This window comes from Paraburkholderia lebeckiae (genome assembly GCF_050436325.1).
Lineage (GTDB): Bacteria > Pseudomonadota > Gammaproteobacteria > Burkholderiales > Burkholderiaceae > Paraburkholderia > Paraburkholderia tuberum.
Genome location: NZ_JBNDLZ010000003.1, coordinates 1143046 through 1167781, shown reverse-complemented (window position 1 = coordinate 1167781; position 24736 = coordinate 1143046). Strand labels below are relative to the sequence as shown.

The 24736-nt window shown below is 64.7% G+C and carries 17 protein-coding genes and 1 pseudogene; 9 read left to right on the top strand and 9 right to left on the bottom strand.

Features of this window, described 5'->3' with window-relative positions:
- The first annotated feature begins 81 nt into the window (after positions 1 to 81).
- On the top strand, positions 82 to 216 hold the full coding sequence (locus OKW44_RS23245; protein WP_260321106.1) for a hypothetical protein: 135 nt from the start codon (positions 82 to 84) through the stop codon (positions 214 to 216).
- A gap of 34 nt (positions 217 to 250) precedes the next feature.
- On the opposite strand, the gene OKW44_RS23240 is transcribed toward OKW44_RS23245, so the two are convergent.
- From OKW44_RS23240 to ppc, 6 genes are all read right to left on the bottom strand, one after another.
- The gene (locus OKW44_RS23240) at positions 251 to 430 is read right to left on the bottom strand and encodes a hypothetical protein (protein WP_018419748.1); all 180 of its coding nucleotides are present in this window, start codon (positions 428 to 430) and stop codon (positions 251 to 253) included.
- A gap of 220 nt (positions 431 to 650) precedes the next feature.
- Positions 651 to 1958: an MFS transporter gene (locus OKW44_RS23235; RefSeq protein ID WP_018419749.1), complete on the bottom strand. Its 1308-nt coding sequence runs from the start codon at positions 1956 to 1958 to the stop codon at positions 651 to 653.
- A gap of 368 nt (positions 1959 to 2326) precedes the next feature.
- Positions 2327 to 2860 (bottom strand): energy transducer TonB, encoded by a 534-nt coding sequence (locus tag OKW44_RS23230; RefSeq protein ID WP_026225657.1) that lies wholly within the window; start codon positions 2858 to 2860, stop codon positions 2327 to 2329.
- Positions 2861 to 3224: 364 nt separating this feature from the next.
- Positions 3225 to 4631: an argininosuccinate lyase gene (gene argH, locus OKW44_RS23225; RefSeq protein ID WP_018419751.1), complete on the bottom strand. Its 1407-nt coding sequence runs from the start codon at positions 4629 to 4631 to the stop codon at positions 3225 to 3227.
- 140 nt (positions 4632 to 4771) lie between these two features.
- Positions 4772 to 5584 (bottom strand): helix-turn-helix transcriptional regulator, encoded by an 813-nt coding sequence (locus OKW44_RS23220; RefSeq protein ID WP_018419752.1) that lies wholly within the window; start codon positions 5582 to 5584, stop codon positions 4772 to 4774.
- Positions 5585 to 5748: 164 nt separating this feature from the next.
- A complete protein-coding gene (gene ppc, locus OKW44_RS23215) occupies positions 5749 to 8988 on the bottom strand; it encodes a phosphoenolpyruvate carboxylase (RefSeq protein WP_280784127.1) in 3240 nt (1079 codons plus the stop codon).
- Positions 8989 to 9533: 545 nt separating this feature from the next.
- Here ppc and hemC point away from each other — a divergent pair.
- The 5 genes from hemC (at position 9534) to OKW44_RS23190 (ending at position 16834) form a co-directional block, all read left to right on the top strand.
- Positions 9534 to 10532 (top strand): hydroxymethylbilane synthase, encoded by a 999-nt coding sequence (hemC, locus tag OKW44_RS23210; RefSeq protein ID WP_026225659.1) that lies wholly within the window; start codon positions 9534 to 9536, stop codon positions 10530 to 10532.
- Positions 10532 to 12523, top strand: coding sequence for a fused uroporphyrinogen-III synthase HemD/membrane protein HemX (gene hemDX / locus OKW44_RS23205; RefSeq protein WP_018419755.1), 1992 nt, complete (start codon positions 10532 to 10534; stop codon positions 12521 to 12523). Before hemC ends, hemDX begins: the two co-directional genes overlap by 1 nt.
- 2 nt (positions 12524 to 12525) lie before the next feature.
- A complete protein-coding gene (locus OKW44_RS23200; RefSeq protein ID WP_018419756.1) occupies positions 12526 to 13716 on the top strand; it encodes a heme biosynthesis protein HemY in 1191 nt (396 codons plus the stop codon).
- A 235-nt stretch (positions 13717 to 13951) separates the two neighbouring features.
- Positions 13952 to 14980, top strand: coding sequence for an SDR family oxidoreductase (locus OKW44_RS23195; protein WP_051103771.1), 1029 nt, complete (start codon positions 13952 to 13954; stop codon positions 14978 to 14980).
- Positions 14981 to 15094: 114 nt separating this feature from the next.
- A complete protein-coding gene (locus OKW44_RS23190) occupies positions 15095 to 16834 on the top strand; it encodes a SulP family inorganic anion transporter (RefSeq protein ID WP_026225661.1) in 1740 nt (579 codons plus the stop codon).
- 67 nt (positions 16835 to 16901) lie between these two features.
- Here the strand turns inward: OKW44_RS23190 and OKW44_RS23185 are convergent, their stop codons facing one another.
- Positions 16902 to 18428 carry an aldehyde dehydrogenase family protein gene (locus OKW44_RS23185; protein WP_018419759.1) on the bottom strand — a complete coding sequence of 509 codons (1527 nt, stop codon included), beginning with the start codon at positions 18426 to 18428 and terminating at the stop codon, positions 16902 to 16904.
- A 310-nt stretch (positions 18429 to 18738) separates the two neighbouring features.
- Here OKW44_RS23185 and OKW44_RS23180 point away from each other — a divergent pair, with 310 nt between their 5' ends.
- From OKW44_RS23180 to OKW44_RS23170, 3 genes and pseudogenes are all read left to right on the top strand, one after another.
- On the top strand, positions 18739 to 20793 hold the full coding sequence (locus OKW44_RS23180) for a sigma-54-dependent Fis family transcriptional regulator (RefSeq protein WP_018419760.1): 2055 nt from the start codon (positions 18739 to 18741) through the stop codon (positions 20791 to 20793).
- A gap of 215 nt (positions 20794 to 21008) precedes the next feature.
- A pseudogene (locus tag OKW44_RS23175) lies at positions 21009 to 21620 on the top strand (glycine zipper 2TM domain-containing protein); the annotation flags it as partial.
- Positions 21621 to 21763: 143 nt separating this feature from the next.
- On the top strand, positions 21764 to 22060 hold the full coding sequence (locus tag OKW44_RS23170; protein ID WP_084754042.1) for a hypothetical protein: 297 nt from the start codon (positions 21764 to 21766) through the stop codon (positions 22058 to 22060).
- A gap of 403 nt (positions 22061 to 22463) precedes the next feature.
- On the opposite strand, the gene OKW44_RS23165 is transcribed toward OKW44_RS23170, so the two are convergent.
- Together OKW44_RS23165 and OKW44_RS23160 are read right to left on the bottom strand one after the other, a co-directional pair.
- A complete protein-coding gene (locus tag OKW44_RS23165) occupies positions 22464 to 23783 on the bottom strand; it encodes an MFS transporter (protein ID WP_026225662.1) in 1320 nt (439 codons plus the stop codon).
- A 140-nt stretch (positions 23784 to 23923) separates the two neighbouring features.
- On the bottom strand, positions 23924 to 24682 hold the full coding sequence (locus OKW44_RS23160; RefSeq protein WP_018419764.1) for an SDR family oxidoreductase: 759 nt from the start codon (positions 24680 to 24682) through the stop codon (positions 23924 to 23926).
- Positions 24683 to 24736 lie beyond the last annotated feature (54 nt).

The window sequence follows — 24736 nt, the reverse complement described above, 5'->3', positions numbered from 1 at the left end:
ACGTTCGCAGCGGCGCGCATCGTGTCCAATCGGGTCATTCGGGGTTTGCGCTCGAATCAATCTGACTCGATGGAGAACAACATGAAACGCTTGATCCTGACTCTCGTGGCCGGCACGCTGCTCGCATCGGCACTCGGCGGCTGCGTTATCGCGCCGGCGCCGGGCTATTACTACGGCGGCGGTGGCTACTACCATCACGGCTACTACTACCGCTAAGCCGCGCGCCGTGCTCAGGCCCGAAGCACCAGCCTCAGGCGACCAGCATTTCGAACGCCACCACCGCGGCAATGGCCGCGGCGTTCGCGGCCAGCGCCTCGACGACGATGGATTTCCATGTCGTCGGACGGAAGCGCAGCGCGAGCAGCAGCGAGCCGAGCAAGGCCAGCGCGATGATCGTCACGATATCGGCATTGTGAAGATGGACGTTCATGCGGATCTCCCCGTTCTTTATAGGGTTATGTCAGGGAGTATAGGCAAGTCAAAAGGACGCGCAAGGCGGGGGTTTTACCCGGGCCGGCCCGCGGAAACAGCGAGGAACTAATGCCCGCTGCATGCTGCCGCAGACGCGTAAAAACTGCGCGGGTGCAGCATCGATCGAACCTCGGCAAACGCACATCGACGGAAGCATTGTTCCGTCGATGCGCGTTGCATCATTTCATCAAACTCTCATCACGCGTCTCGCGCATGCACAGCACGCCGACAAGGCTCACGGCTGCGGCGACCGACACGTACGCGCCGACCCACGCCAAGCCGCCGTGCGCGGCGAGCACCTGCGCGATATACGGTGCGACCGATGCGCCGAGAATCCCGCCGAGGTTGTACGCGACACCGGCGCCCGTATAGCGCACGTTGGTCGGAAACAGTTCCGGCAGCAGCGCGCCCATCGGCGCGAAGGTCACGCCCATCAGGAACAGCTGGATCACGAGAAACAGCAGCACGAGCAATGGCTCGCCGCTGCCGAGCAGCGGCGCCATCGTGAAGCCTGACAGGATTGCCGCGATGATGCCGACGATCAGCACCGGCTTGCGCCCGAAGCGATCGCTTGCACGGGCCGACAGCGGCGTCGCGATTGCCATGAACACGACCGCGACGCACAGCAGGCCGAGGAACGTCTGCCGCGGAATATGCAGCGACCCGACGCCGTACGACAGCGAGAACGTCGTCGCGTTGTAGAACAGCGTGTAGCAGACCACCATCGCGAGCGCGCCGAGCACGGTCGGCTGCCAGTGCTGCGAGAACAGCGTCGCGATCGGCACGCGCACGCGCTCCTTGCGCTCGATCGCTACCTGGAACGCGGGCGTTTCGGCGATCTTCAGCCGCACGTACAGCCCGAGCGCGACGAGCACCGAGCTGACGATGAACGGCACGCGCCAGCCCCAGCTGCGGAACTGCTCGTCGGAGAGCGACATTGCGAGCGCGAAGAACAGGCCGTTGGACGCGAGAAAGCCGATCGAAGGCCCGAGCTGCGGGAACATGCCGAACCAGCCGCGTTTGCCGGCCGGCGCGTTTTCGGTGGCGAGCAGCGCGGCGCCGCCCCATTCGCCGCCGAGGCCGATACCCTGGCCGAAACGCAGCACGCACAGCAGGATCGGCGCGAGGCTGCCGATCGCGTCGTAGCCCGGCACGAAGCCGATCAGCGTGGTCGACAGACCCATCACGAGCAGCGACGCAACCAGAGTCGATTTGCGGCCGATGCGGTCGCCGAAGTGGCCGAACAGGAACGAGCCGATCGGTCTCGCGACGAACGCGATGCCGAACGTGACAAACGCCGACAGCGCCTGCGCGGTGGCCGAGCCATGCGGGAAGAATACCGGTCCGATCACGAGCGCCGCGGCGGTCGCGTAGACATAGAAATCGTAGAACTCGATCGCGGTGCCGATGAAGCTCGCGAAGATGATCCGCGCGCTACTGTTTTGCCCGCTTGCGGGCTGAGCGGCGGAAATCGGCGAAGTGGACATGCAGGGTCTCCAATTGTATGAGGCCGCGGCGCGCTGAGCCGTCTTCGCAGACAGGCGGCGCGCAACGGCGGCATCCTCGTTGAGGTATAGGTTTGGGCGCCGCACGCGGGGTGGCGGCGCGGCACTGCAGTCGGCTCATGCGCCGCGCCGGCGGGTGTGCGGACGGCGTGAGCCATGCCGGAAGGCTCCGGCGCGGGGAATCGGAAAATTATAGCGAGCGCGCTCGTCGCGCAGCAATGGCGGCGTAAGTTTGCGCGGCAACGAGAGGGGCTTTATGAGTTATGCGCGATGACTCGAGTAGCTCGCGCGTGGCCGACCCATGCGCGGATGCGCTGGGCGGTGCGTGTCAGCGCACGCGCCAACCGCGCTCAGTCGTACGCTTCCGCTTGCGGCGAGGCGAGCTCGCGCAGCTGGAATTTGCCGTTGTCGTTGAACAGCCAGTCTTCGAATAGCTCGAGCTGGCCGCGGCCATTCAGCAGCTTGCCGGGAGGTAGCGGCAGCGGCGCCGAGCGGCGCAGCGTCGCGAGCGCGGTGCTTTCGGCTTCGTCGTCGCCGTTCGTGCGATACACCGACGACTCGACGATGTGTCCATCACGATCGACCGTGAACGACACCACCACCAGCGAGCGCAGCATCGGCTGAGGCCTGCCCTGGAGCACATACGACGGATTGCGCTCGACGATCCGTCGTGCGACCGCCTCGCGATATTGATCGAGCGTCGCGCTGTTGATCGCGGCCACCGGTGTGCTGACGGTTTCGTGCGGCGTCAGCGGTGTGATCGTGCAACCGGCTACGGCGACAACACCGAGCGCGACGAGCGATAGCCGATGCATGCGAGCGGCCGTGAAGGAGCGCAGAGCCACACGGTGAGAAACAGGAGGGGGAGAAGTGCGAGAGAGCATGGTCGACGAACCACGAGGAGAACCTGATTGAATGGTAGTCAAAAACCGTCGGGATTCAATTGGCGTTCGCCCGCCGGATGTCATTGTGCGTGCGCCCCGCTGACGCGTTTTGCTTTCCGCTGTAATGGCCGGAAATGTGCGCGCATTGGTCGGCGAGCGAAACCCGCCTACACTCTGATGGCCTCTTGCTGAGGTATCGGTGGAAGTCTTTTCAGCCCGCTTCTGGCGGGCTTTCTTTTGCCTTCGATTCGCCATTCACACGCGGCAATAAAAAAGGCGAACCCGCCAAACGGGTCCACCTTTTCGATCCCGGTTCAACCAGCCGCGCCGCAAGCTGAGACTCACGGCGCTACCCAGGCGTCGATTACCTCAACGCCGCACGCGCCACTTTCACCGCGGCCAGCACCTGCTCGGGCGCGGTGCCGCCCGGATGATTGCGGCTCGCCACCGAGCCCTCGAGCGTCAGATACGAGAACACGTCCTCGCCGATCAGATGCGCGACGTTCGGCAGTTCGCCGCGCATTTCGTCGAGCGTCAGGTCCGCGAGATCGCAGCCGCGATCGGCGCACACGCGCACCGCGAGCGCGACTGCTTCGTGAGCATCGCGGAACGGCAGGCCGCGCTTGACGAGATAGTCGGCGAGGTCCGTCGCGGTCGAGAAGCCTTGCAGCGCGGCGTCGCGCATCGCCTGCGGCTTGACCGTGATGCCGGCGACCATTTCAGAGAAGATGCGCAGCGTGTCGGCGACGGTATCGACGGTGTCGAACAGCGGCTCCTTGTCTTCCTGGTTGTCCTTGTTGTACGCGAGCGGTTGGCCCTTCATCAGCGTGAGCAGCGCCATCAGATGGCCGTTCACGCGGCCGGTCTTGCCGCGCGCGAGTTCGGGCACGTCCGGGTTCTTCTTCTGCGGCATGATCGACGAGCCGGTGCAGAAACGGTCGGCCAGATCGATGAAGCCGACGCGCGGGCTCATCCACAGCACCAGTTCTTCGGAGAAGCGCGACACGTGCGTCATCACGAGCGCGGAGGCGGCCGTGAATTCGATCGCGAAGTCGCGGTCGGAGACTGCATCGAGCGAATTCGCACAGATGCCGTCGAAGCCGAGGGTCTTCGCCACGGCGTGACGGTCGATCGGATAGCTGGTGCCGGCGAGCGCGGCCGCGCCGAGCGGCAGACGGTTCACGCGCTTGCGGCAGTCGATCATGCGCTCGGCGTCGCGCGAGAACATTTCGACGTACGCGAGCAGATGGTGGCCGAACGTGACGGGCTGCGCGACCTGCAGGTGCGTGAAGCCCGGCATGATGGTCGCGGCGTTCTTCTCCGCGATCTCGAGCAGCGCCACGCGCAGTTCGGTGAGCAGCTCGCCGATGCGGTCGATCTCGCCGCGCAGCCACAGGCGGATGTCGGTCGCGACCTGGTCGTTGCGTGAGCGGCCGGTGTGCAGGCGCTTGCCGGCGTCGCCGATCAGCGCGGTCAGGCGCGCTTCGATGTTCAGGTGCACGTCTTCGAGATCGAGCTGCCATTCGAACTCGCCGCGCTCGATTTCACCTTTGATCTGCGCCATGCCGCGCTGGATCGCGGCGAGGTCGTCGGCGGAAATGATCTTCTGCGCGGCGAGCATCGACGCGTGCGCGAGCGACCCTTCGATGTCGACGAACGCCAGACGCTTGTCGAAGAAAACCGACGACGTGTAGCGTTTGACGAGTTCCGACATCGGCTCCGAGAAGCGAGCCGACCAGGCTTCGCCTTTTTTGTGCAGTTGGGACGTCATGGTGTAGGGCGGTAAAAACGAGCGGTGAAGAGGCGGGCAACGCGAGTGCGCGAATCGTGCAAAAGCGCCGCCGCAGCGAAGAAAGACGAAGATTTTAACACCGGGGGAGGGCGGCCAAAGCGCTGCCGCCCATCGCGGGCCTATTCGCGCACCAGCACCACGAGCTTCAGATCCTCGCGATGCGCGGGCTTGAACGTGATCTGGTCATAAACGATGCGCCCGTCGCGCGGATGGCTGAACTCGCGCCTGCCACCTTCGCGCCCGCCGACGTCCTGCGAGGCCCAGTAGCGTGCGAACTCGTCGCTCGCGGCCGACAGCGAATCGATCAGCCCGCGTGTGGGCGCATCGTTCAGATGGCGGATCGAGTCGGCGCGGAATTCGGCGGCGAGCCGCCGCGCGCGCGTTTCCCAATCGACGATCAACGCGCGCGCGGCCGGCTCGGTGAACGTGTAGCGCAGCAGGTTGCGGTCGTGCGCGCCGTCGAGCCAGCCGACGAACAGATCGGCCGCGCGCTGGTTCCACGCAAGCGCATTCCACTGCCGGTCGAGCACGTAGGCGGGCGTGTCGATGAGCTGCACGGTTTGCAGCAGCGTGGCGGGCGCATCGGCGGCGGCGGGGTCGGGGTCGGCCGGATCGCGTTGCGCGGCCAGCTCGAACAGATACGCGCGCTCGGCGCGCGATAGCTGCAACGCGACCGCGATGCGCGCGAGCGCATCGGCGGAAGCGGACACTGGCCGGCCCTGCTCGATCCACGTGTACCAGGTCGGGCTCACGCCGCACAGCTGCGCGACTTCCTCGCGCCGCAGACCGGGCGTGCGGCGACGCGGCCCCGGCGGCAGCCCGACCGCCTGCGGCGACAGCCGCTCGCGATGGGCGCGGATGAAGTCGCCGAGCGCGCGGGCCGGGGTGGCGTCGAGCGGCGGCGGGTGATCGGCGGAGGACGGCGTCGTCATGCTATCGGCTGCGCGTGGAGGGGTAATCGAGATACCAGAATAATTGATGAACTTGTACTGGTACATGGCGGGCTCTATTGTAGCGGCTGGATTCGCGCAATGAGAAAAGCCGGGTGTGACCTGCGTCGGCCACACCCGGCTTTTTGTCCACCAATGCGGCAACCTCAACCGGTATTGCGCAACCCCGCCGCGATTCCGTTGATGCTCAAATGAATGCCGCGCCGCACGCGCGCATTCGTGTCGCCCGCGCGATAGCGTTTGAGCAGTTCGACCTGCAGGTGATTGAGCGGATCGAGGTACGGGAAGCGATTCTTGATCGAGCGCGCGAGCAGCGGATTCTCGGCGAGCCGGTCGCTCTTGCCGGTGATCTCCGACAACGCCTTCGACGTGCGTTCCCACTCGGCGACGATGCGCTCGAACACATGCTTGCGCAGCTTCTTGTCGGTCACGAGCGCGGCATAACGCGACGCGACCGCGAGGTCGGTCTTCGCGATGACCATGTCCATGTTCGACATCAGGTTCGAAAAGAACGGCCAGCTCTTGTGCATCTTCTGCAGCAGCGCGAGACGGCGCGCGCGTTCGGCGTCGGACGGCGCGCTGTCGAGGTGCTCGGCCACCGCGCTGCCGAAGCCGTACCAGCCGGTCAGCAGCAGCCGGCATTGACCCCATGAGAAGCCCCACGGAATCGCGCGCAGATCCTCGATCTTGCGTTGCTTCGGATCCTGCAGCTTGCGCGACGCGGGGCGGCTGCCGATGTTCAGCTCGGCGATCTCCGCGATCGGTGTGGACTCGAAGAAATACTCCTTGAAGCCCGGCGTTTCGTAGACCAGCGCGCGATACGCGGCCATCGCCGTATCGGACAGCTGCTGCATCGTTTCCTCGTACACCGGCAGCTCGGCCAACGTGTGGTCGTGCGGCAGCAGCGACGCTTCGAGCGTCGCGGCCACGACGGTTTCCAGATTGCGCCGGCCGATTTCCGGATTCGCGAACTTGCTCGCGATCACTTCGCCCTGCTCGGTCAAACGGATCTGACCGTCGACGGTGCCCGGCGGCTGCGACAGGATCGCCTGGTAGGTCGGGCCGCCGCCGCGGCCGACGGTGCCGCCGCGCCCATGGAACAGACGCAGCGTCACGCCGCGTTCGTTGAACAGCGACACGAGCGCAAGCTCCGCGCGATACAGTTCCCAGTTCGACGTCAGGAAGCCGCCGTCCTTGTTGCTGTCCGAGTAGCCGAGCATCACTTCCTGCTCGTTGCCCTGGTGTTCGATCAGCGCGCTAATCCCTGGCAGCGCGATCAGATCGCGCATGATGTGCGGCGCGTTGCGCAGGTCGGGGATCGTCTCGAACAGCGGGATCACCATCAGGCCGGCGCGCGCGGGGTCGTGCTCGTCGCCGAGGCGTCCGCGCAACAGGCCGGTTTCCTTCTGCAGCAGCATCACCTCGACCAGATCGGAAACGGTCTCCGTGTGCGAAATGATGTAGTTGCGCACCGCGCGCGCGCCGAACTTCTCGCGCGTCATGCGCGCTTCCTCGAGCACCGCGAGTTCGCTTTTCACGAGCTCGGAGTAGTCGGCGGAGCGCACGCGCAGCGCGCGCGGCTGCGCGAGCTCGGCGACCAGCACGTTCAGCTTGTCGGCTTCCGGCAACGCCGCGTAATCGTCCTCGACACCGGCGCGCTTGAGCAGCTCGGCGATTACCGCTTCGTGGATGTCGGAGCTTTGCCGCAGATCGATGCTCGCGAGATGGAAACCGAACACTTCGGCCGCGCGCGCGAGGGGCGCGAGACGCGGCGCGGCGAGCGGCGCGCCGTGATGCTCGGCGAGCGAATCCATCAGCACGTGGAGGTCGCGCACGAAGTCGGCGGCGTCGTCGTAGGGAAGCGCGCGGATCGGCGCCGCGCCTCGGCCGGCGCTGCGCAGCGGCACGCTGCCTTCGCCCAGGCGCACGCGCGCGCTCGCCGCGAGCCGTGTGTATATGCCGATCAGCGCGCGACGATACGGCTCGTCGGTGCGATGCGGCGAATGGTCGGGCGAGATGGCCGCGAGCTCATTCAGCGCATCGCTCGCGCCGACGAGCACATTCGACATCGATAGCTCCGCGCCGAGCTTGTGCACCTGCTCCAGGTAGTGCTCGAAGATCACCGCGGCCTGCCGCGTGATCGCGTTTTCGAGCGTTTCGGCGGTGACGTTCGGATTGCCGTCGCGATCGCCGCCGATCCAGCTGCCCATCTGGAAGAACGGCGGCAGGCGCGCTTCGAGGCCATGCTCCTTCAGCGCCTCCTCGATGTCGGCGTACAGCGCCGGCAGTTCTTCGAGGAAGGTGCTGCGGTAGTACGACAGCGCGTTTTCGATTTCGTCGGCGACCGTCAGACGCGAGTCGCGCAGCATGCGCGTTTGCCACAGCGACGTGACGCGCGCGCGCAGCATCGCTTCGTTGTGCGCGCGCTCGCGGTTCGTCAGCGGCTGGTCGCGCTCGGCGAGCAGACGCGCTATGTCGTGCTGCGCGTCGAGAATGCTCTTGCGCTGCACTTCGGTCGGATGCGCGGTCAGCACCGGCATGATCAGCGCGTCGTCGAAAAACCGCTGCAGCACCGGTGTCGCTGCGGCACCAGCCGCGGCGAGCCGCTCGAGCGCATGGGCGATCGTGCCCGGCTGCGAGGCCGAGCCCGCGAGCGCGTGAATTCGGTGTCGGCGGTTGCGGTGACGGTCCTCGGCGATGTTCGCGAGATGCGAAAAGTAGCTGAACGCGCGCACGACGCTGACGGTCTGCTCGGGCGTCAGCGTGCGCAGCTTCTTGTCGAGCGTCTGCGCGGCGGCGCTGTCGTCCTCGCGTCGGAAACGCACTGCCGTCTGCCGGATCGTCTCGACGATGTCGAACACCGCCTCGCCTTCCTGCTCGCGCAGCACGTCGCCGAGCAGACGCCCGAGATAGCGGATGTCCTGGAACAGCGGGTGGTCCTTGTCCTCGCGCGTGCGACCGCTGCTCTTCGCGGTGGTCGCGGCGGCGGACTGAGCCTGCGGCAGGTCCTTCAGTTTCGACGGTTTCGCGGCGCGCGGGAGTGTTGTGTCGCCATCGACCTTGGCCTTGGCCGGCTTGCGCGCGGTGGCCGACGTCGCGGCCTGTTCAGCCTTGCTGGCCTTGCCGGCTTTCGACGCCTTTTGCGCCTTGTCCTGCTTGACGGGCACCGAGGTCTGCGCGGCCTTCGGGGCTTTGGTGGCGCGAGCGGCGAGGGCGCGGCGCCTGGCGCGCTGGTCGGCGCGCGTGTCGCCATGTTGACCGACGCTCGACGATATAGCGTGCGCGGCAACGTCGGACAGGGGGTCAGGCGCCGCGGCGTCGGCCGGGCGAGCGGTGGGCGAGGCAGTGTTGCGGCGGGCGGGGCGCGCCGATCCGGAAGACGTCACGATGAGTTTCCTCGGGGAAGCCAGGGTCTGTTGATTGATGAACTGCGACTGCGGGACTGCCATCAGCAAGTGCAACGTGAACTGCGTGCAACAGGGACTACGCAACGGACTGCAAGACGGACTGCTAGTGCAACTGCAACGGAGACTTGAAACGGCGACTGTACACGGCGATTGCTCGACCCACTAGAAGCGGGGCCCGCGCGTGCCGCACCGCGTACGCGGAACGACACGCGCGCTGCCGAATCGCGCGACGCCGACGAGGGAGAGAGGAGCCACGGGTTGCCAGCCCGCGCTGGGACCGAACACGCGGCAGGCATTGCCTCAGCATGTTCGCCGCATTGCATCATCCCGCATGCCGCCGCGCAGTGCGCGAACGACCGTACGTGACAACGCGGAATGGGGCCGTCGCGCATGACGCGAAGCCCGTCTCCTCCGTCGATATCGCTTGCGCACGGCGCTTCGCCGTGCCTTGGAACCAAAGGGCGCGAACGAGGCCGCGTGCTAACATTGATTGTTATTCCATCCCGACATCCAGCAGCAAGCTAATGAACACCGAGACGTTTTCCACGCCACCCCACACGCTTGTGATTGCGTCGCGAGAGAGCCGCCTTGCCATGTGGCAAGCCGAGCATGTGCGATGTGCGCTGCACAAATTATATCCATCTTGTGACGTAAAAATCCTCGGAATGACGACACGTGGCGATCAGATTCTCGATCGCACGCTGTCGAAGGTGGGTGGCAAGGGGCTCTTCGTGAAGGAGCTCGAAGCCGCGCTCGCCGATGGCCGCGCCGACCTCGCGGTGCATTCGCTGAAGGACGTGCCGATGGAGTTGCCGGCCGGTTTCGCGCTGTCCACCATCATGGAGCGCGAGGACCCGCGCGATGCGCTCGTGTCCACTCAGTATGACTCGCTCGCCGCGCTGCCGGCCGGCGCCGTGGTCGGCACCTCGAGCCTGCGGCGTGAGGCGATGCTGCGCATGCGCTATCCGCGTCTCGACGTGCGGCCGTTGCGCGGCAATCTCGATACCCGACTCGCCAAGCTCGATCGCGGCGATTACGCGGCGATCATTCTGGCCGCGGCCGGGCTGAAGCGGCTGGGCCTCGCCGACCGCATCCGCGCGCTGCTCGATCCCGAGGACAGTCTGCCCGCGGCGGGCCAGGGCGCACTCGGCATCGAGATTCGCGCCGATCGCGCGGACCTCGCCGCATGGCTCGCGCCGCTGCATCATCAGCACACGGCGGCGGCCGTCGAAGCGGAGCGCATGGTATCGCGCGTGCTCGGCGGCAGCTGCGAGGTGCCGCTCGCCGCCTACGCAACCTGGGGCGATGGCGCGCTGCATCTGCGCGGCATCGTCGCGACGCCGGACGGCCAGCGCGTGCTGAGCGCGCAGGCGTCGGCGCCGGCGCTCACCGTCGAACGCGCGCGCGCGCTCGGCGAGGAAGTAGCGCACTCGCTCGCGCAGCAGGGCGCGCTCGACATCGTCCGCGCGCTCAGTACGGCGAGCGGTCCCGCGGCCGCGCCCGGCGCGGCGGCCAGCGAGTGATGGCCGCCGTCTCGCCCGAGAAGGCGCCCTTCACGGTCGTGATCACGCGGCCGGCCGGCCAGTCGAGCGAACTCGTCGAACAGCTCGAAGCAGCCGGACTCGCGTCGCTCGACTTCCCGCTGATCGACATCGCGCCCGTCATCGATGACGCGTCGTTGTGCGCCGCGCTCGCGTCGCTCGAACGCTACGCGCTCGTCGTGTTCGTGTCGCCGAACGCAGTCGATCACGCGTTCGCGCGCCAGAACGATATCTGGCCGCATGCGCTGCCGATCGGCGTGGTCGGCCCGGGCAGCGTGCAAGCGCTCGCGCGCCACGGCGTCAGCGCGCCCGAGCATCGCGTGATCAGCCCCGCGGCGGGCGCCGACGACGAATCGACGAGCTTCGACTCCGAGAGCCTGTTTGCCGCGCTCGAGGCGCAACTCGGTGCCGCGGGCCTCGAAGGCAAGCGCGTGCTGATCGTGCGCGGCGACGGCGGCCGCGAATGGCTGAGCGAGCGCCTGCGTGAAGCCGGCGCCGAAATCGACGCGGTGGCTGCTTACCGGCGCATCGTGCCGGAGCCGTCGATCGGCGCATGGGCGCGCGTGCACGAACTGCTCGCGGGCACGCCGCACGCATGGCTTCTGACCAGCTCCGAAGGCGTACGCAATCTGCACGAACTCGCGCACGAACATCTGACCGCCGGCGAGCTCGAGCAGCTCAAACACGCGCCGCTCGTCACGCCGCATCCGCGCATCGCGCAGACCGCGCGGGCATTGGGTTTTGATAGGATTACGGTGTCCGGCGCGGGCGACGAGCGCATAGTCCGAGCCCTCGTTGCCGCGGCCGCCGTGCCTCCCGTCGTCCAACCGGTATCGTCCAACCCGGCTCAACCACGCATGACTGAAACGAACGCATCCACGAACGCCTCACCTCAGCCGCCCGCAAGCGCCGCCTTGCCGCCGAACCAACCCTTCACGCCGTACGAAGCGCAAAAGCGCCGCAGCACGAGCGGACCGCTGCTGTGGTTTGTCATCGTGGTCATCGCGTGCGCGGCGGGCGTGGGCGGCTTCGCGATGAACCGCAAGCTGGTGCGCACCGAGCAGGAACTCGCGCAGCGTCAGCAGGCCAACGACACTCAGACCAACGAACTGCGCATCAAGATCGACCAGGCGCTCGCCACCGTGCATCAATCGGACTCGCAGGTCGCGCAGCTCGAAGGCAAGCTCGCCGATGCGCAGGCCGCGCAGCAGGCGCTGCAACAGCAATACGCGGATCTCGCGCGCAATCGCGACGACTGGACGCTCGCCGAAGTCGGGCAGATGCTGTCGGCGGCGAGCCAGCAGTTGCAGCTGACCGGCAATACGCAGCTCGCGCTGTTCGCATTGCAAAGCGCCGATACACGCCTCGCGGCGTCGGACAGTCCGCAGGCGGTCGCGGTGCGCAAGGCGATCGCGCAGGACATCGACAAGCTGAAGGCCGCGCCGTCCACCGATCTGACCGGCCTCGCGATCAAGCTCGACAACGCGATCGATCACGTGAACGGCCTGCCGCTGTCGGGTGAAGCACCGATTCCGCGTGCCACGCCGCATGCGGCCACGTGGGCCGACACCGCGAAGGTGGCCGCGGCCACCGGCAAGCCGCGCTGGGAAGTGTGGATCGACGAGGTCGCGCACGGCATCGGCGAACAGCTGACGAGCCTCGTGCAGGTGCGCCGTATCGACAACGCCGACGCGATGCTGGTCACGCCGGATCAAGGCTACTTCGTGCGCGAGAACCTGAAGCTGCGTCTGCTGTCGGCGCGTCTCGCGCTGCTGTCGCGCAACCAGACCACGCTGAAGTCCGACCTGCAGGCGGCGCAGTCCGCGTTGACGCGCTACTTCGACGCGTCGTCGAAAGACACGCAGACGGTCATCGATCTGGTCAAGCAGGTGGACGCCGGTTCGGCCGCCGTCGAGCTGCCGAACCTCGATACGAGCCTGCAGGCCGTCAATCAATACCGGAACCGGGGTTAATCATGGCGATCCGGGGACTCCTATGGCTCGCGGCGCTGTTCGCCGTCGCGGTCGTGCTCGCGGTGGGCGGGCGCTTCGACGCTGGGCAAGTGCTGCTGATCTATCCGCCGTACCGCGTCGACATGTCGCTGAACCTGTTCGTCGTCGGGCTGGTGGTGCTGTTCATCCTGCTCTATGCGCTGTTGCGCATCATCCGCAATGTCTGGCGCATGCCGCAGCGCGTCGCCGCGTACCGCGCACGCGCGCGTGTCGCGAAGGCGCATGCGGCGTTGCGCGACGCGATCGGCAACCTGTACGCGGGGCGTTTCTCGCGCGCGGAAAAGGCCGCCAAGGACGCGCTCACGAATGGCGACAACAAGGGCGCGGCCGGTTTGATCGCGGCGACCGCCGCGCATCGCATGCATGAGTACGCGCGGCGCGACGAATGGCTCGCGCAGATCGACGAAGCCGACTGGCAGGACGCGCGCCTGATGGCCACCGCCGACATGCGCGCCGACGGCCGCGACGCCGACGGCGCGCTCAATGCGCTGACCGAGATGCAATCGCAGGGCGCGCGGCGCATTCACGCGCAGCAAATCATGCTGCGCGCGCAGCAGCAGCTGAAGAACTGGGGCGAAGTGCTGAAGCTCGTGAAGACGCTGGAGAAACGCGAGGCGATCCATCCGGCGGTCGCGGTGCGGCTGCGTCAACTGGCGGCGGAAAATCTGCTGCGCGATCGTCGCCACAATGCGGACGCGCTGCTCGAACTGTGGAACTCGCTGTCGGCGACCGAGCGTCATTCGCCGCGCCTCGCCGACACCGCCGCCGAACTGCTGGTCGCGCTGAACCGTCCGCAGGAGGCGCGCAAGATCGTCGAGGAGGCGCTCGCGCAGAACTGGGATGCGCGCCTGTTGCGACGCTATCCGGACACGGCCGGCGGCGATGCGTTGCCGCTGATCCAGAAGGCCGAGGCGTGGCAGAAGGATCGGCCGGAAGACGCGGACCTGATGTTCGCGCTGGGGCGCCTGTGCCTGCATCAGCAGTTGTGGGGCAAGGCGCAGTCGTTCCTCGAACGCGCGCTGAAGCTTGCCGACAACGAGACGCTGAAGATCCGCTCGCATCGCGCGCTCGCGCGTCTGCACGAGCAGTTGGGCGATACCGACAAGGCGAGCCAGCACTATCGCGAGAGTGCGTTGGCGATGAACGTGACGTGAGTTCGGCGTTTTCGGCCATGCGCTGAAGCGCGCAAGCCCCGCAAACCGCTACCTGATGGCCGCAGCCCCGCGCTGCGGCCATTTGTTTTTCCGGCGTCCCGCCGGCCGAGCGTGCGCTGGACTCGCGCGCAATTCGCAGATCCCCAGCTCGAATCGTCGGGACTGCGCTTTGCTTCACCACCTCACTGGATGCGCAACCTCGGAGGTGTTCAAAGTGGCCAGCGACGCTGTGACGGTGCAAACCGGGACCCGCAGCGGCGACGTCGAGCGCAAGGGCGTCGTCGTCATTACAGGGGCAAGTGCCGGCGTGGGGCGCGCGAGCGCGTCCGAATTTGCGCGGCAGGGCTATGACGTTGGGCTCATCGCGCGCGAACCGCGACGGCTCGCTCGTGCCGCCGAGGAGATCGCCGCGACCTATGGCGTGCGCGCACTCGCCATTGCGGCCGATGTCGCCGATGCCGACGCGATCGAGCGCGCCGCGCAGCGCGTGAAGCGCGAGTGGGGCGGCATCGACGTCTGGGTCAACGTCGCGATGGCGACCGCGTTTGCGCCGGTGTCGGCGCTCAGCGCGCGCGATGTCGAACGCGGCACGCAGGTGACCTATCTGGGGCAGGTCAACGGCATGCTGGCGGCGCTCCCCGTGATGCGCGCGCGCGGGCACGGGACGATCGTCAATGTCGGCTCGGCGCTCGGGTACCGGTCGGTGCCGTTGCAGTCGATCTATTGCGGCGCGAAGTTTGCCGTGCGCGGCTTCACCGATTCGTTGCGTTCCGAGTTGCTGCACGACGGAGTCGATATCCATCTGACGATGGTCGATTTGCCCGCGGTCAATACGCCGCAATTCGACTGGGCGCTCAATCGCACGGGGCGCAAGGCGCGGCCGGTGGCGCCGGTGTTTCAGCCGGAAGTGGCGGCACGGGCGATCTACTTTGCGGCCACCCATCGGCGGCGGCAGGTGTGGGTCGGGTGGTCGACGGTCAAGGCGATCCTCGCGAACCGGATCGCGCCGACGCTGCTCGACCGCTATCTCGCGCGGGCGGGTTACGACGGGCAATTGACCGATGAACCGTTGCCCGCCGATGCGCCCGCGAATCTCTACGAGCCGGTGCCGGGCCACTACACTTCGCATGGTCGCTTCGATGATGAAGCGCGTGCGTACTGCTGGCAGATGTTCACCGATCGGCATCGCCATGCGGTGTACGCCGCGGCAGTGATGGCGCTGGCCGGGGGCGTCGCGTGGCTGCTGAGGCGCCAGCGGCCCTGATGCGCGGCCGGTCGGCCTCATCCCTGTCGCCGACGGAATGTCTGGACTATCCTTCGAATGACGGTACCGTCCACAAACCGTGGTGCGGCGTCCTCGACTACGGACATTCCAAAAATGGAAGCGGACAGGCCAGTTCCTCGCAAAGAACAGACTGCTGTAAGCAGCGCACACCGCTGGATGCGCTGGCTGCCGGGACTGACGGTGCTCAAGGCGTACCGGCTGAGCTGGCTGCCGAACGATCTGACGGCTGGACTGGTGCTGACCACGATGCTGGTGCCGGTTGGGATCGCTTACGCGGAGGCGTCCGGCGTCCCTGGCGTGTACGGCCTCTACGCGACGATCGTTCCGCTGTTGGCGTATGCGCTGTTCGGTCCGAGCCGGATTCTCGTGCTCGGTCCCGACTCCGCGCTCGCCGCTCCGATTCTGGCGGTCGTCGTGCAAATCGCTGCGGGCGACCCGTCGCGCGCGATTGCGGCGGCCAGCATGATGGCGATCGTGTCCGGCCTGTTCTGTATCGTGATGGGCTTGCTGCGGCTGGGATTCATCACTGAATTGTTGTCGAAACCCATTCGCTACGGCTATATGAACGGCATTGCCCTCGCCGTGCTGATCAGTCAGCTGCCCAAACTGTTTGCCATCTCGATCGAAGAGCGCGGGCCATTGCGGGACATCGTGAGCCTCGTGCAGGCCATCGCCGACGGCAAATCCAACTGGTATAGCTTCGCGGTGGGCGCTGGAAGCCTCGTGCTGATCCTGTTTCTCAAGCGCTTCGAAAAGCTGCCGGGTATCCTGATCGCCGTGATCGTTGCGACGTTGTGCGTCACCGCATTGCACCTCGATAGCATTGGTGTGAAGGTGCTCGGCAAGATTCCTCAAGGCCTGCCGACCTTTGCGCTGCCGTGGGTCACCGACGCCGATCTGGTCAAGATTCTGCTCGGCGGCTGCGCGGTCGCGCTGATCTCGTTCGCGGATACCAGCGTGCTGTCGCGAACTTTCGCGGCACGTTTTCGCAGCCGCGTCGACCCCAATCAGGAGATGGTCGGGCTCGGCGCGGCCAATCTTGCGGCCGGCCTGTTCCACGGCTTCCCGATCAGCAGCAGTTCGTCGCGCACGCCGGTCGCCGAGGCGGCGGGTGCGAAGACGCAACTGACGGGCGTCGTCGGCGCGCTGGCGGTCGCGGCGCTGCTGATGGCCGCGCCCAATCTGATGCGCTACCTGCCCAACAGTGCGCTCGCCGCGGTCGTCATCGCGGCGGCGATCGGTCTGTTCGAGATCACGGACCTGAAGCGGATTTTCCGCATCCAGCAATGGGAGTTCTGGCTGTCGATGGCCTGCTTTGCCGGCGTCGCGGTGTTCGGTGCGATTCCCGGCATCTGCTTCGCGGTGGTGATCGCGGTCATCGAATTTCTGTGGGACGGCTGGCGACCGCACTACGCGGTGCTCGGTCGCGTCGAAGGTTTGCGCGGCTATCACGACTTGCAGCGCTATCCGCATGCCCAGCGAATCCCCGGGCTCGTGCTGTTTCGCTGGGATGCACCGCTGTTCTTTGCGAATGCCGAGCAGTTTCAGGAGCGCCTGCAGGAAGCCGTCGCCGAATCGCCGGCACCGGTGCGGCGTGTGGTGGTGGCGGCCGAACCGGTGACGAGCGTGGACGTCACCTCCGCCGACATGCTGCGGGAACTGACCCGCACGCTCGACGAGCGCGGGATCGCGCTGCACTTCGCAGAGATGAAGGATCCGGTTCGCGACAAGCTCAGACGCTTCGAGTTGACCGATCTGATTGGCGATGCGTGCTTTCATCCGACCGTGAGCAGTGCGGTTGATAACTATGTCGAGGGGGTTGGGAAGGAATAGTATTCAGACTTGGAGCTGGGTCACCGGAGAGCCGGCATGCGCCGTCCATAGACGACGCGCCCTTCGCTTAGAAGAACCCCAGCGCTTCCGCCTGATAGCTGACCAGCAGACACTTCGTCTGCTGATAGTTCGACAACGCCATCTTGTGTGTTTCGCGCCCGATCCCCGACTGCTTGTAGCCACCGAAGGCCGCATGCGCCGGATACAGGTGATAGCAGTTGGTCCACACGCGTCCCGCCTCGATCTCGCGTCCCATCTTGTAAGCGCGGGTACCGTCGCGAGTCCACACGCCCGCGCCCAGGCCATAGTACGTGTCGTTCGCGAGTTCGATCGCGTGCTGTTCGTCCTTGAACGTCATCACCGAGGCGACCGGCCCGAAGATCTCCTCCTGGAACACACGCATATCGTTGTTGCCGAACAGCATCGTCGGCTTCACGTAGAAACCTTCGCCGAGGCCGGCGCCAGGCGTTGCGCGCTCGCCGCCGACGAGACACCGCGCCCCTTCGTCCCGGCCGATGTCGATATACGACAGGATCTTGTCGAGCTGCTGCTGCGATGCCTGCGCGCCGATCATCGTTTCGAGGTTCAACGGATGGCCGGCCTTGATGAGTTCCACCCGGGCGATCGCCTTCTCGATGAAGCGCTCGTAAATCGACTCCTGAACCAGCACGCGCGACGGGCACGTGCACACTTCGCCCTGATTCAGCGCGAACATCGCGAGACCTTCGAGCGCCTTGTCGAGGAACGCGTCGTCGCGATCGAGCACGTCGGCGAAAAAGATGTTCGGGCTCTTGCCGCCGAGTTCGACCGTCGACGGGATCAGGTTGTCCGCGGCTGCGTGCAGGATGCGCTTGCCGACCGGCGTCGAGCCGGTGAACGCGATCTTCGCGATGCGCTTGCTGGTGGCGAGCGCTTCGCCCGCTTCCTTGCCGAAGCCGTTGACGATGTTGATGACCCCGGCAGGGAACAGGTCGCCGATCAGTTCGACCAGCACGAGTACCGAAGCAGGCGTCTGCTCGGCGGGCTTCATCACGACGCAGCAGCCGGCCGCGAGCGCGGGCGCGAGCTTCCATGCCGCCATCAGCAGCGGAAAATTCCACGGGATGATCTGACCGACCACCCCAGCCGGCTCGTGAAAGTGATAAGCGACCGTGTTGTCGTCGATCTCCGAGATGCCGCCTTCCTGCGCGCGGATGCAGCCCGCGAAATAGCGGAAATGATCGACGGCGAGCGGCAGGTCCGCGGCCATCGTTTCGCGCAGCGGCTTGCCGTTGTCGATCGTCTCGGCGACCGCGAGCAGCTTCAGGTTCTTCTCCATGCGCTCGGCCACCGCCAGCAGCAGGTTCGCGCGCTCTGTCACCGAGGTCTTCGCCCATTTGCGGCGCGCTGCGTGCGCGGCGTCGATGGCGAGGTCGATATCGGCAGCGCTCGAGCGAGGCACGTGACAAAACGGCTGCCCGTTGATCGGCGACACGTTGTCGAAATAGTCGCCGCCGACCGGCGGTACCCACTTGCCGCCGATGTAGTTTTCGTAACGCTGGCGATAGGGATACTCGATGTCGATGCCGAGGGCTTTCAGGTCAAATGGATTCATCACTTGTCTCCGTTTTGTGATGTTGATCGGGTGACTGCGCGGGACCACAACAGGCACGAACCGTACCAATGCATCGAAGTGGGATATTTCAGGGACTGCGGTGAGTTGTAGGGCGGAAGTGTTCCGTTTCGGAACAGTTGCGCGGGCAGCGGGTGTTCAGAAACGCCGCAGATTCGGCCGACGCTGACGCAGATCAAGGATGCGGGCCCGCGCGGGGTCGCCGCACGCGTCGGGCGGAATGACAAAGGGAGTATTCTGTCGACACGCATCGAAGCGTCCGGCACGACCTGGGCGCATTCAGGAGGAGACAATGCGCGACGACGTTCATCCGCTCGGCGTGGCGGCGGCTAACCGCTCCAAAAGTTGGCCCGCACCGGCGATCCAGAAAGCCCACGAACGCTCCGAGACGTTCGGCCTGCGCGCATCGATCCGGCCGGATTACGACATCCTGTCCGACACGGGACTCGCGCTGAAGCGCGAACAGAACCAGGTGCTGTGCGCGCATGCGATGCCGGTCATGGAGACGCTGCGCGAGCAGATCGTCAATACGCAAAGCATGATCGTGCTGACCAACGCCGAAGGGTTGATCCTGCATTCGATCGGCGACGACGACTTTCTGCATCGCGCGGAAAAAGTGGCGCTGCGGCCTGGCGCGAACTGGGCCGAGGATCGTCAGGGGACCAACGCGATCGGTACCTCGCTGGCCGAGGGGTGTGCGATGGTCGTTCATGGCGATCAGCACTATCTGGCGGCAAACCGCTTCCTGACCTGTTCGAGCGTGCCGATTCTCGATCCGTACGGCGATCTGACCGGCGTGCTCGACGTGACGGGCGACCACCGCAGCTATCACCAGCACACGATGGCGCTCGCGAAGATGTCGGTGCAGATGATCGAAAACCATCTGTTCTCGACAGCGTTTCGCGACGTGCTGCAAGTGTCTTTCCACGGACGGCCGGAATTTCTCGGCACGCTGATGGAAGGGATCATTGCGTTTACCGATGATGGTCGCTTTCTGTCCGCCAATCGGAGTGCGCAGTTTCAGTTGGGCTTTTCGCTCGCTGCGTTGCGCGCGCATACGCTGTCGTCGCTGTTTCAGATCTCGTATGCGCAATTGATCGACCGGTTGACGCATGGCGTCGCGCCGCATCTGCTGCTGAATTTGCACAACGGTGCGGTGGTTTGCGCGCGCGGGCAGTTCAGGCGGTCGTCGTTTGGGCTGGGGCGTGGGGCCGTCGATGTGCAGGGTGCAGTCGCGCCGCGACCGGTGTGTGCGAATGCGCGTCAACCGGCTGCGGGACTGTCGCGGCTCGGCGATCTCGATACTGGCGATGCCCGTGTGTCCGCACTGATCGCGAAGGTTCACAGGGTGCTCGGCAAGGATATTCCGATTCTGATCACCGGCGAGACCGGTACCGGCAAGGAGTTGCTCGCGCAAGCGATTCATAACGATTCGCCGCGAGGTGATGGGCCGTTTGTGGCGGTTAACTGTGCTTCGATTCCGGAGTCGCTGATCGAATCCGAGCTATTCGGGTATGAAGAGGGAGCGTTTACCGGCGCGCGGCGTAAAGGGGCGATCGGCAAGCTGATGCAGGCGCATGGAGGCACGCTGTTTCTCGATGAGATTGGGGATATGCCGCATTCGTTGCAGGTGCGGTTGCTGCGTGTTTTGCAGGAGCGGGTTGTGACGCCGCTTGGGGCGACGCGGGCGGTTCCTGTTGATGTCGCCATTATTTGCGCGACACACCGCAACTTGCGCGAGATGATTGCGCAGAACCAGTTTCGCGAGGATCTTTACTATCGGATCAACGGGCTTGCGGTTCGGTTGCCGGCGTTGCGTGAGCGGAGCGATCTCGCGGTCGTCGTTCAAAAGATGTTGCTGTGGGAATCAGTCGAAAGCGGGGGGCGGCAGGCGCTCAGCGTTTCGGCTGATGTGATGGCGGCGTTCGGGCGACATGCGTGGCCGGGTAACTGTCGGCAGCTGGCTAATCTGCTGCGCACTGCGGCGGCGATGGTGGAGGAGGATGGGGTGATTCGGTGGGAGCATTTGCCGGATGATTTTCTGGATGATGTGGGGGGCGCGGGTTGCGGCGATGGCGAGCTTGGACAGGGGGACTCTGCTGCGTCGGCCGCTTCGAGCTCTGCAGCCCTTTCGGCCGGTTCGGCTGCGAATGCGCCTGCTGCTGGCGATGCGTCGCTGCCCGACGGTGCTCGGCTGCAGGACGTTGCCACCTCTGTGGTTGCGATGACGCTGGCGCGCTATGGCGGAAACGTGTCTGCCGCGGCGCGTGCGCTCGGGGTCTCGCGGAACACTATCTATCGCAGGATGCCGGCTGTGCAGCCGGCGCGGATGGCGGAAAAGGATTGATGCGGGAGTTTGCGCAGGACCAATCGATAATGGCCGCGGTGACCGGCCATTGTTTCTCTATGAGTCGAATTGCTTGCGTGCGGTCTACAGTAGCCGAAGCACTTTTCCTTTTCACGACTCTACCGGAGGCGCGCACCGCACGCGGATCGCTTGCAGGCGCGTGACGCATCCGTGGCCCGCTGGAGCAGGTGATGCCAACGCGTCCCGGCGAGCTACTACTGCTTACAAATCTCACCGGCATCGCCGCAATGACCGGTCTGCTTCCGAAATCCCGAGCGGTAACGCCGCCGCTGTCGCAAACTGCAGCGGTCGCCGCGCAGCCAGCCAGCATGCCGCTCGACGTGGCTCAACCGTATGCGGAGCAACAAGGCACGCGGACCAACACGGTGAGCGAATCCCATGTTCATCACCACCATAGCAGTGCGTCGTCGCCAGCGCCCAGGTACGCGCACGACGATATTTACCGTAATGCCACCCAGCCGCCACGACCCGTTGCCGTCGACCCTAATGCAGGTGTCGCGGTCAACGCAGTCCAAACGCAAGAGTCGACCACCGGGCTCGGCGCAGTAGGCGGTGCGGTGGCAGGCGGGCTGCTGGTCAATCAGGTTGGCCAAGGGCGCGGCCGTGTTCTGCGACGATAGCGGGTGCGGTTGGCGGCGGCCTTGCCGGTAACGGTTATCGAACATGCCATACGCAAAGATGCCACCTACCAGGTGCAAGTCAGAATGCAGGATGGCAAGTATCGAAACTTCAACTACGACACGCAGCCTACCGTTCAGGTTGGTGAGCATGTGCATGTCTATGGCGATTCTCTGAGTGCTTCGTAAGCACGCAGAGAACCGGAGGGCACAGCGCTTTACAAACGGTTACCAGGCTGACACTTCACGTTTATTTGTCCACTAGAGCTACACATACAATCGATATCGCTAAATCGCATCAACACCCGATGCCAGCGAACAGGGAGATAAACATGAAGCGCACCTTCATTTTGTGTATTGCAGGCGTTTCCGCTGCGTGCACTTCGGGCGCGGCGCTGGCTCATGTAGACCTTGGTGTTTACCTTGGCGCGCCGGGGCCAGTTTATGTCGCGCCGCCCCCAGTGGTCTATGAGGCGCCACCAGTGACTTACGTGCCTGCTCCGGCCTATGGCTACGGGTATGGCTATGGGTACGAATACAATGACGACCGTGACAGGCACTGGCACCATGACCATGGTTGGCACAGGGGCTGGGAGCACCATCATCATCACGGGGACGATGACGAGTAACCTGGCACTGCACCCAATTCGCGATATCGCAGCGTTGTTCTGACGACGCCGAAACCTCGTTCCGAAGGCCGCCATTCCCTGCGGCAGCGGCAGCTTTGCGGCACCAGAACTGAATGGGTACAACCGGCCAGGTGCAGCGGCGGTCATTGAAATTTTGGCCAGGTTTGACTGCGATGTTTTTCGTCACCCATTTGACAGCAACGGACGCTGTACGTCTGTTCTGATAGGAAGTCATACGGGGCGCTCGGCCTGTTCGATCACTTGCCTCGTTGGGTCGTTCCTTTTGCACCACAATGCTTCTTCCGAAGCCTTAGCGGAAGGCCCCGTTTTTCGGGGCTTTCCGCTTGTAAGAAGAGAGGGGCCAGTAACGAGTGTCGCTAGACTCTCGCAGCAGCGATTCCGTTCACTTATCAACCATCCTCGCCGGCACACTAATAGCAAGCAAACCGCCAAGCACCATAAACGCCGCGAGCATATACATGCCTGAGTCGTTCGCCGCAGTAACCTCCTTCAACCACCCCACAGCATAAGGACTAAGGAAACCGGCAAGGTTCCCAATCGAATTAATCATCGCAATCCCGGCAGCGGCGCCGGTGCCTGCAAGAATCGCCGTAGGCAAACTCCAAAACAACGGCAGTGTAGTGAGGATGCCCATAGTAGCCAGCGTCAACCCAGTCATGGCAAGCAAGGTGTTATGCGCCCAAACGACGGAAAGCACGAGCCCCACAGCACCAAGAAACGCCGGCAACGCAATATGCCAGCGTCGTTCCCTCGACCGATCCGCACTCCGCGCCACAAAGACCATCGCCACAACAGCCGCCGCAAACGGCACCGCCGATAGCAGCCCAATCAAAAACGCATCGGTGACGCCGGTAGATTTGATAATCGTCGGCAACCAGAAGCTCACCCCATAAAGGCCCATCACAAACGAAAAGTAGGTGAGGCTCAACATCAACACCCGCCCGCTAGTGAGTACCTGCCGAATCGGCATATCGTGCTTGGTCGCTTCCTCAGCCGACACCTGACTCTCAAGCAACTGCTGCTCTTCCCGGGTCAGCCACTTGGCCTTCGAAATCCGATCATCGAGCATCACAAACACGATGATCCCAACCAACACCGACGGCACCCCTTCGAGCAGAAACAGCCACTGCCACCCGTGCCACCCGTTCACGCCATTAAAGTTCTTCAGGATATAGCCAGACACCGGCCCACCAATCACCCCCGACAACGCAATCGCGGTCATAAACCAGGTCGTCATCCGTCCACGCCGATGTGCCGGATACCAGTAGGTGAGATACAAAATAATCCCAGGAAAGAAGCCCGCCTCTGCAAGCCCGAGCAGAAAGCGCATGACATAAAACATCGTCGGCGTGGTGACGAACATCGTCAGTATGGATATCACGCCCCACGAAATCATGATCCGCGCGATCCAGACACGCGCGCCGACCTTATGCAGGATCACGTTGCTCGGCACTTCGAAGATGAAATAGCCGAGGAAGAAAATCCCCGCGCCGAAGCCATACACGGCATCGCTCAAGCCAAGATCCGTGCTCATCCCCAGCTTCGCGAAGCCGACGTTTACGCGGTCCAGATAGGCAACGATGTAGCAGAGCATCAATAACGGCGCGAGCCGCCAGGTAACCTTGCGATAAGTCGCCTCTTCGAACGTCGAAGGCGGGGCGCCAGCGCCGGGATGGCGCAGCGGATTTGCAGGACTAGCCATGACAATGTCTCCTCTTTTTTATGGAATTGAAGTGCAGTCGCCGAACGATTCTATCCGCGCCAGGTCTTTTGCAGGACGAATCGATATTGGGGGAAAACACTGACTGCGCACGCTGTGCGTGCGCAGCGCTTCACCTACCGCTACACGCAGCGCCCCCCATCCACTTCGAGGCACACGCCGGTAATAAACTCCGCCTCATCCGAAGCCAGATACAGCGCCGCATTCGCAATATCCTGCGGCGTCGAAAACCGCCCGAGAGGAATCCCTGCCAGGAACTTCTGCCGGTTCTGCGGCGTATCCTCAACCCCCATGAACTCGGACAACAGCGCGGTCTCACCGATCACCGGATTCACGCAGTTCACGCGAATCCGCTCCGGCCCCAGCTCAACGGCGAGCGACTTGCTAGCGACGATCACCGCGCCCTTGCTGCCGTTGTACCAGACGAGCCCGGGCCGCGGCCGCACGCCCGCCGTCGACGCGATATTGATGAAGCTGCCGCCGCCTTGCTCGCGAAAATACGGCACGAACTCCTGCACGCTCCAGTAGATGCTCTTCACGTTCACCGCATAGACGCGGTCGAACTCGGCCTCGGTCACTTCGAGTACCGGCTTGTTGCGATGCGTGGTGCCCGCGTTGTTGACGACGATCTGCACGCTGCCGAAGTCTTCCAGCGCGGCCTCGCGCAGCGTGCGCCAGTCGTCGCGTTGCGCGACGTTGCCGGGGACGGCGATCGCCTTGCCGCCCGCAATCGCGATCTCACTCGCGACGCGTTCGGCGGCCGGCTCGTTGAGGTCGTTGACCACGACGTTCGCGCCTTCGCGCGCAAAGGTCTTTGCGATGCCTTCGCCGAAACCCGAACCGCCACCCGTGACGATGGCCGTTTTACCTGTCAACCGCATGATGTCTCCGTTGTTTGTGATGGATAGAGCGATGCGTTGTTGCGTGTAACGTGC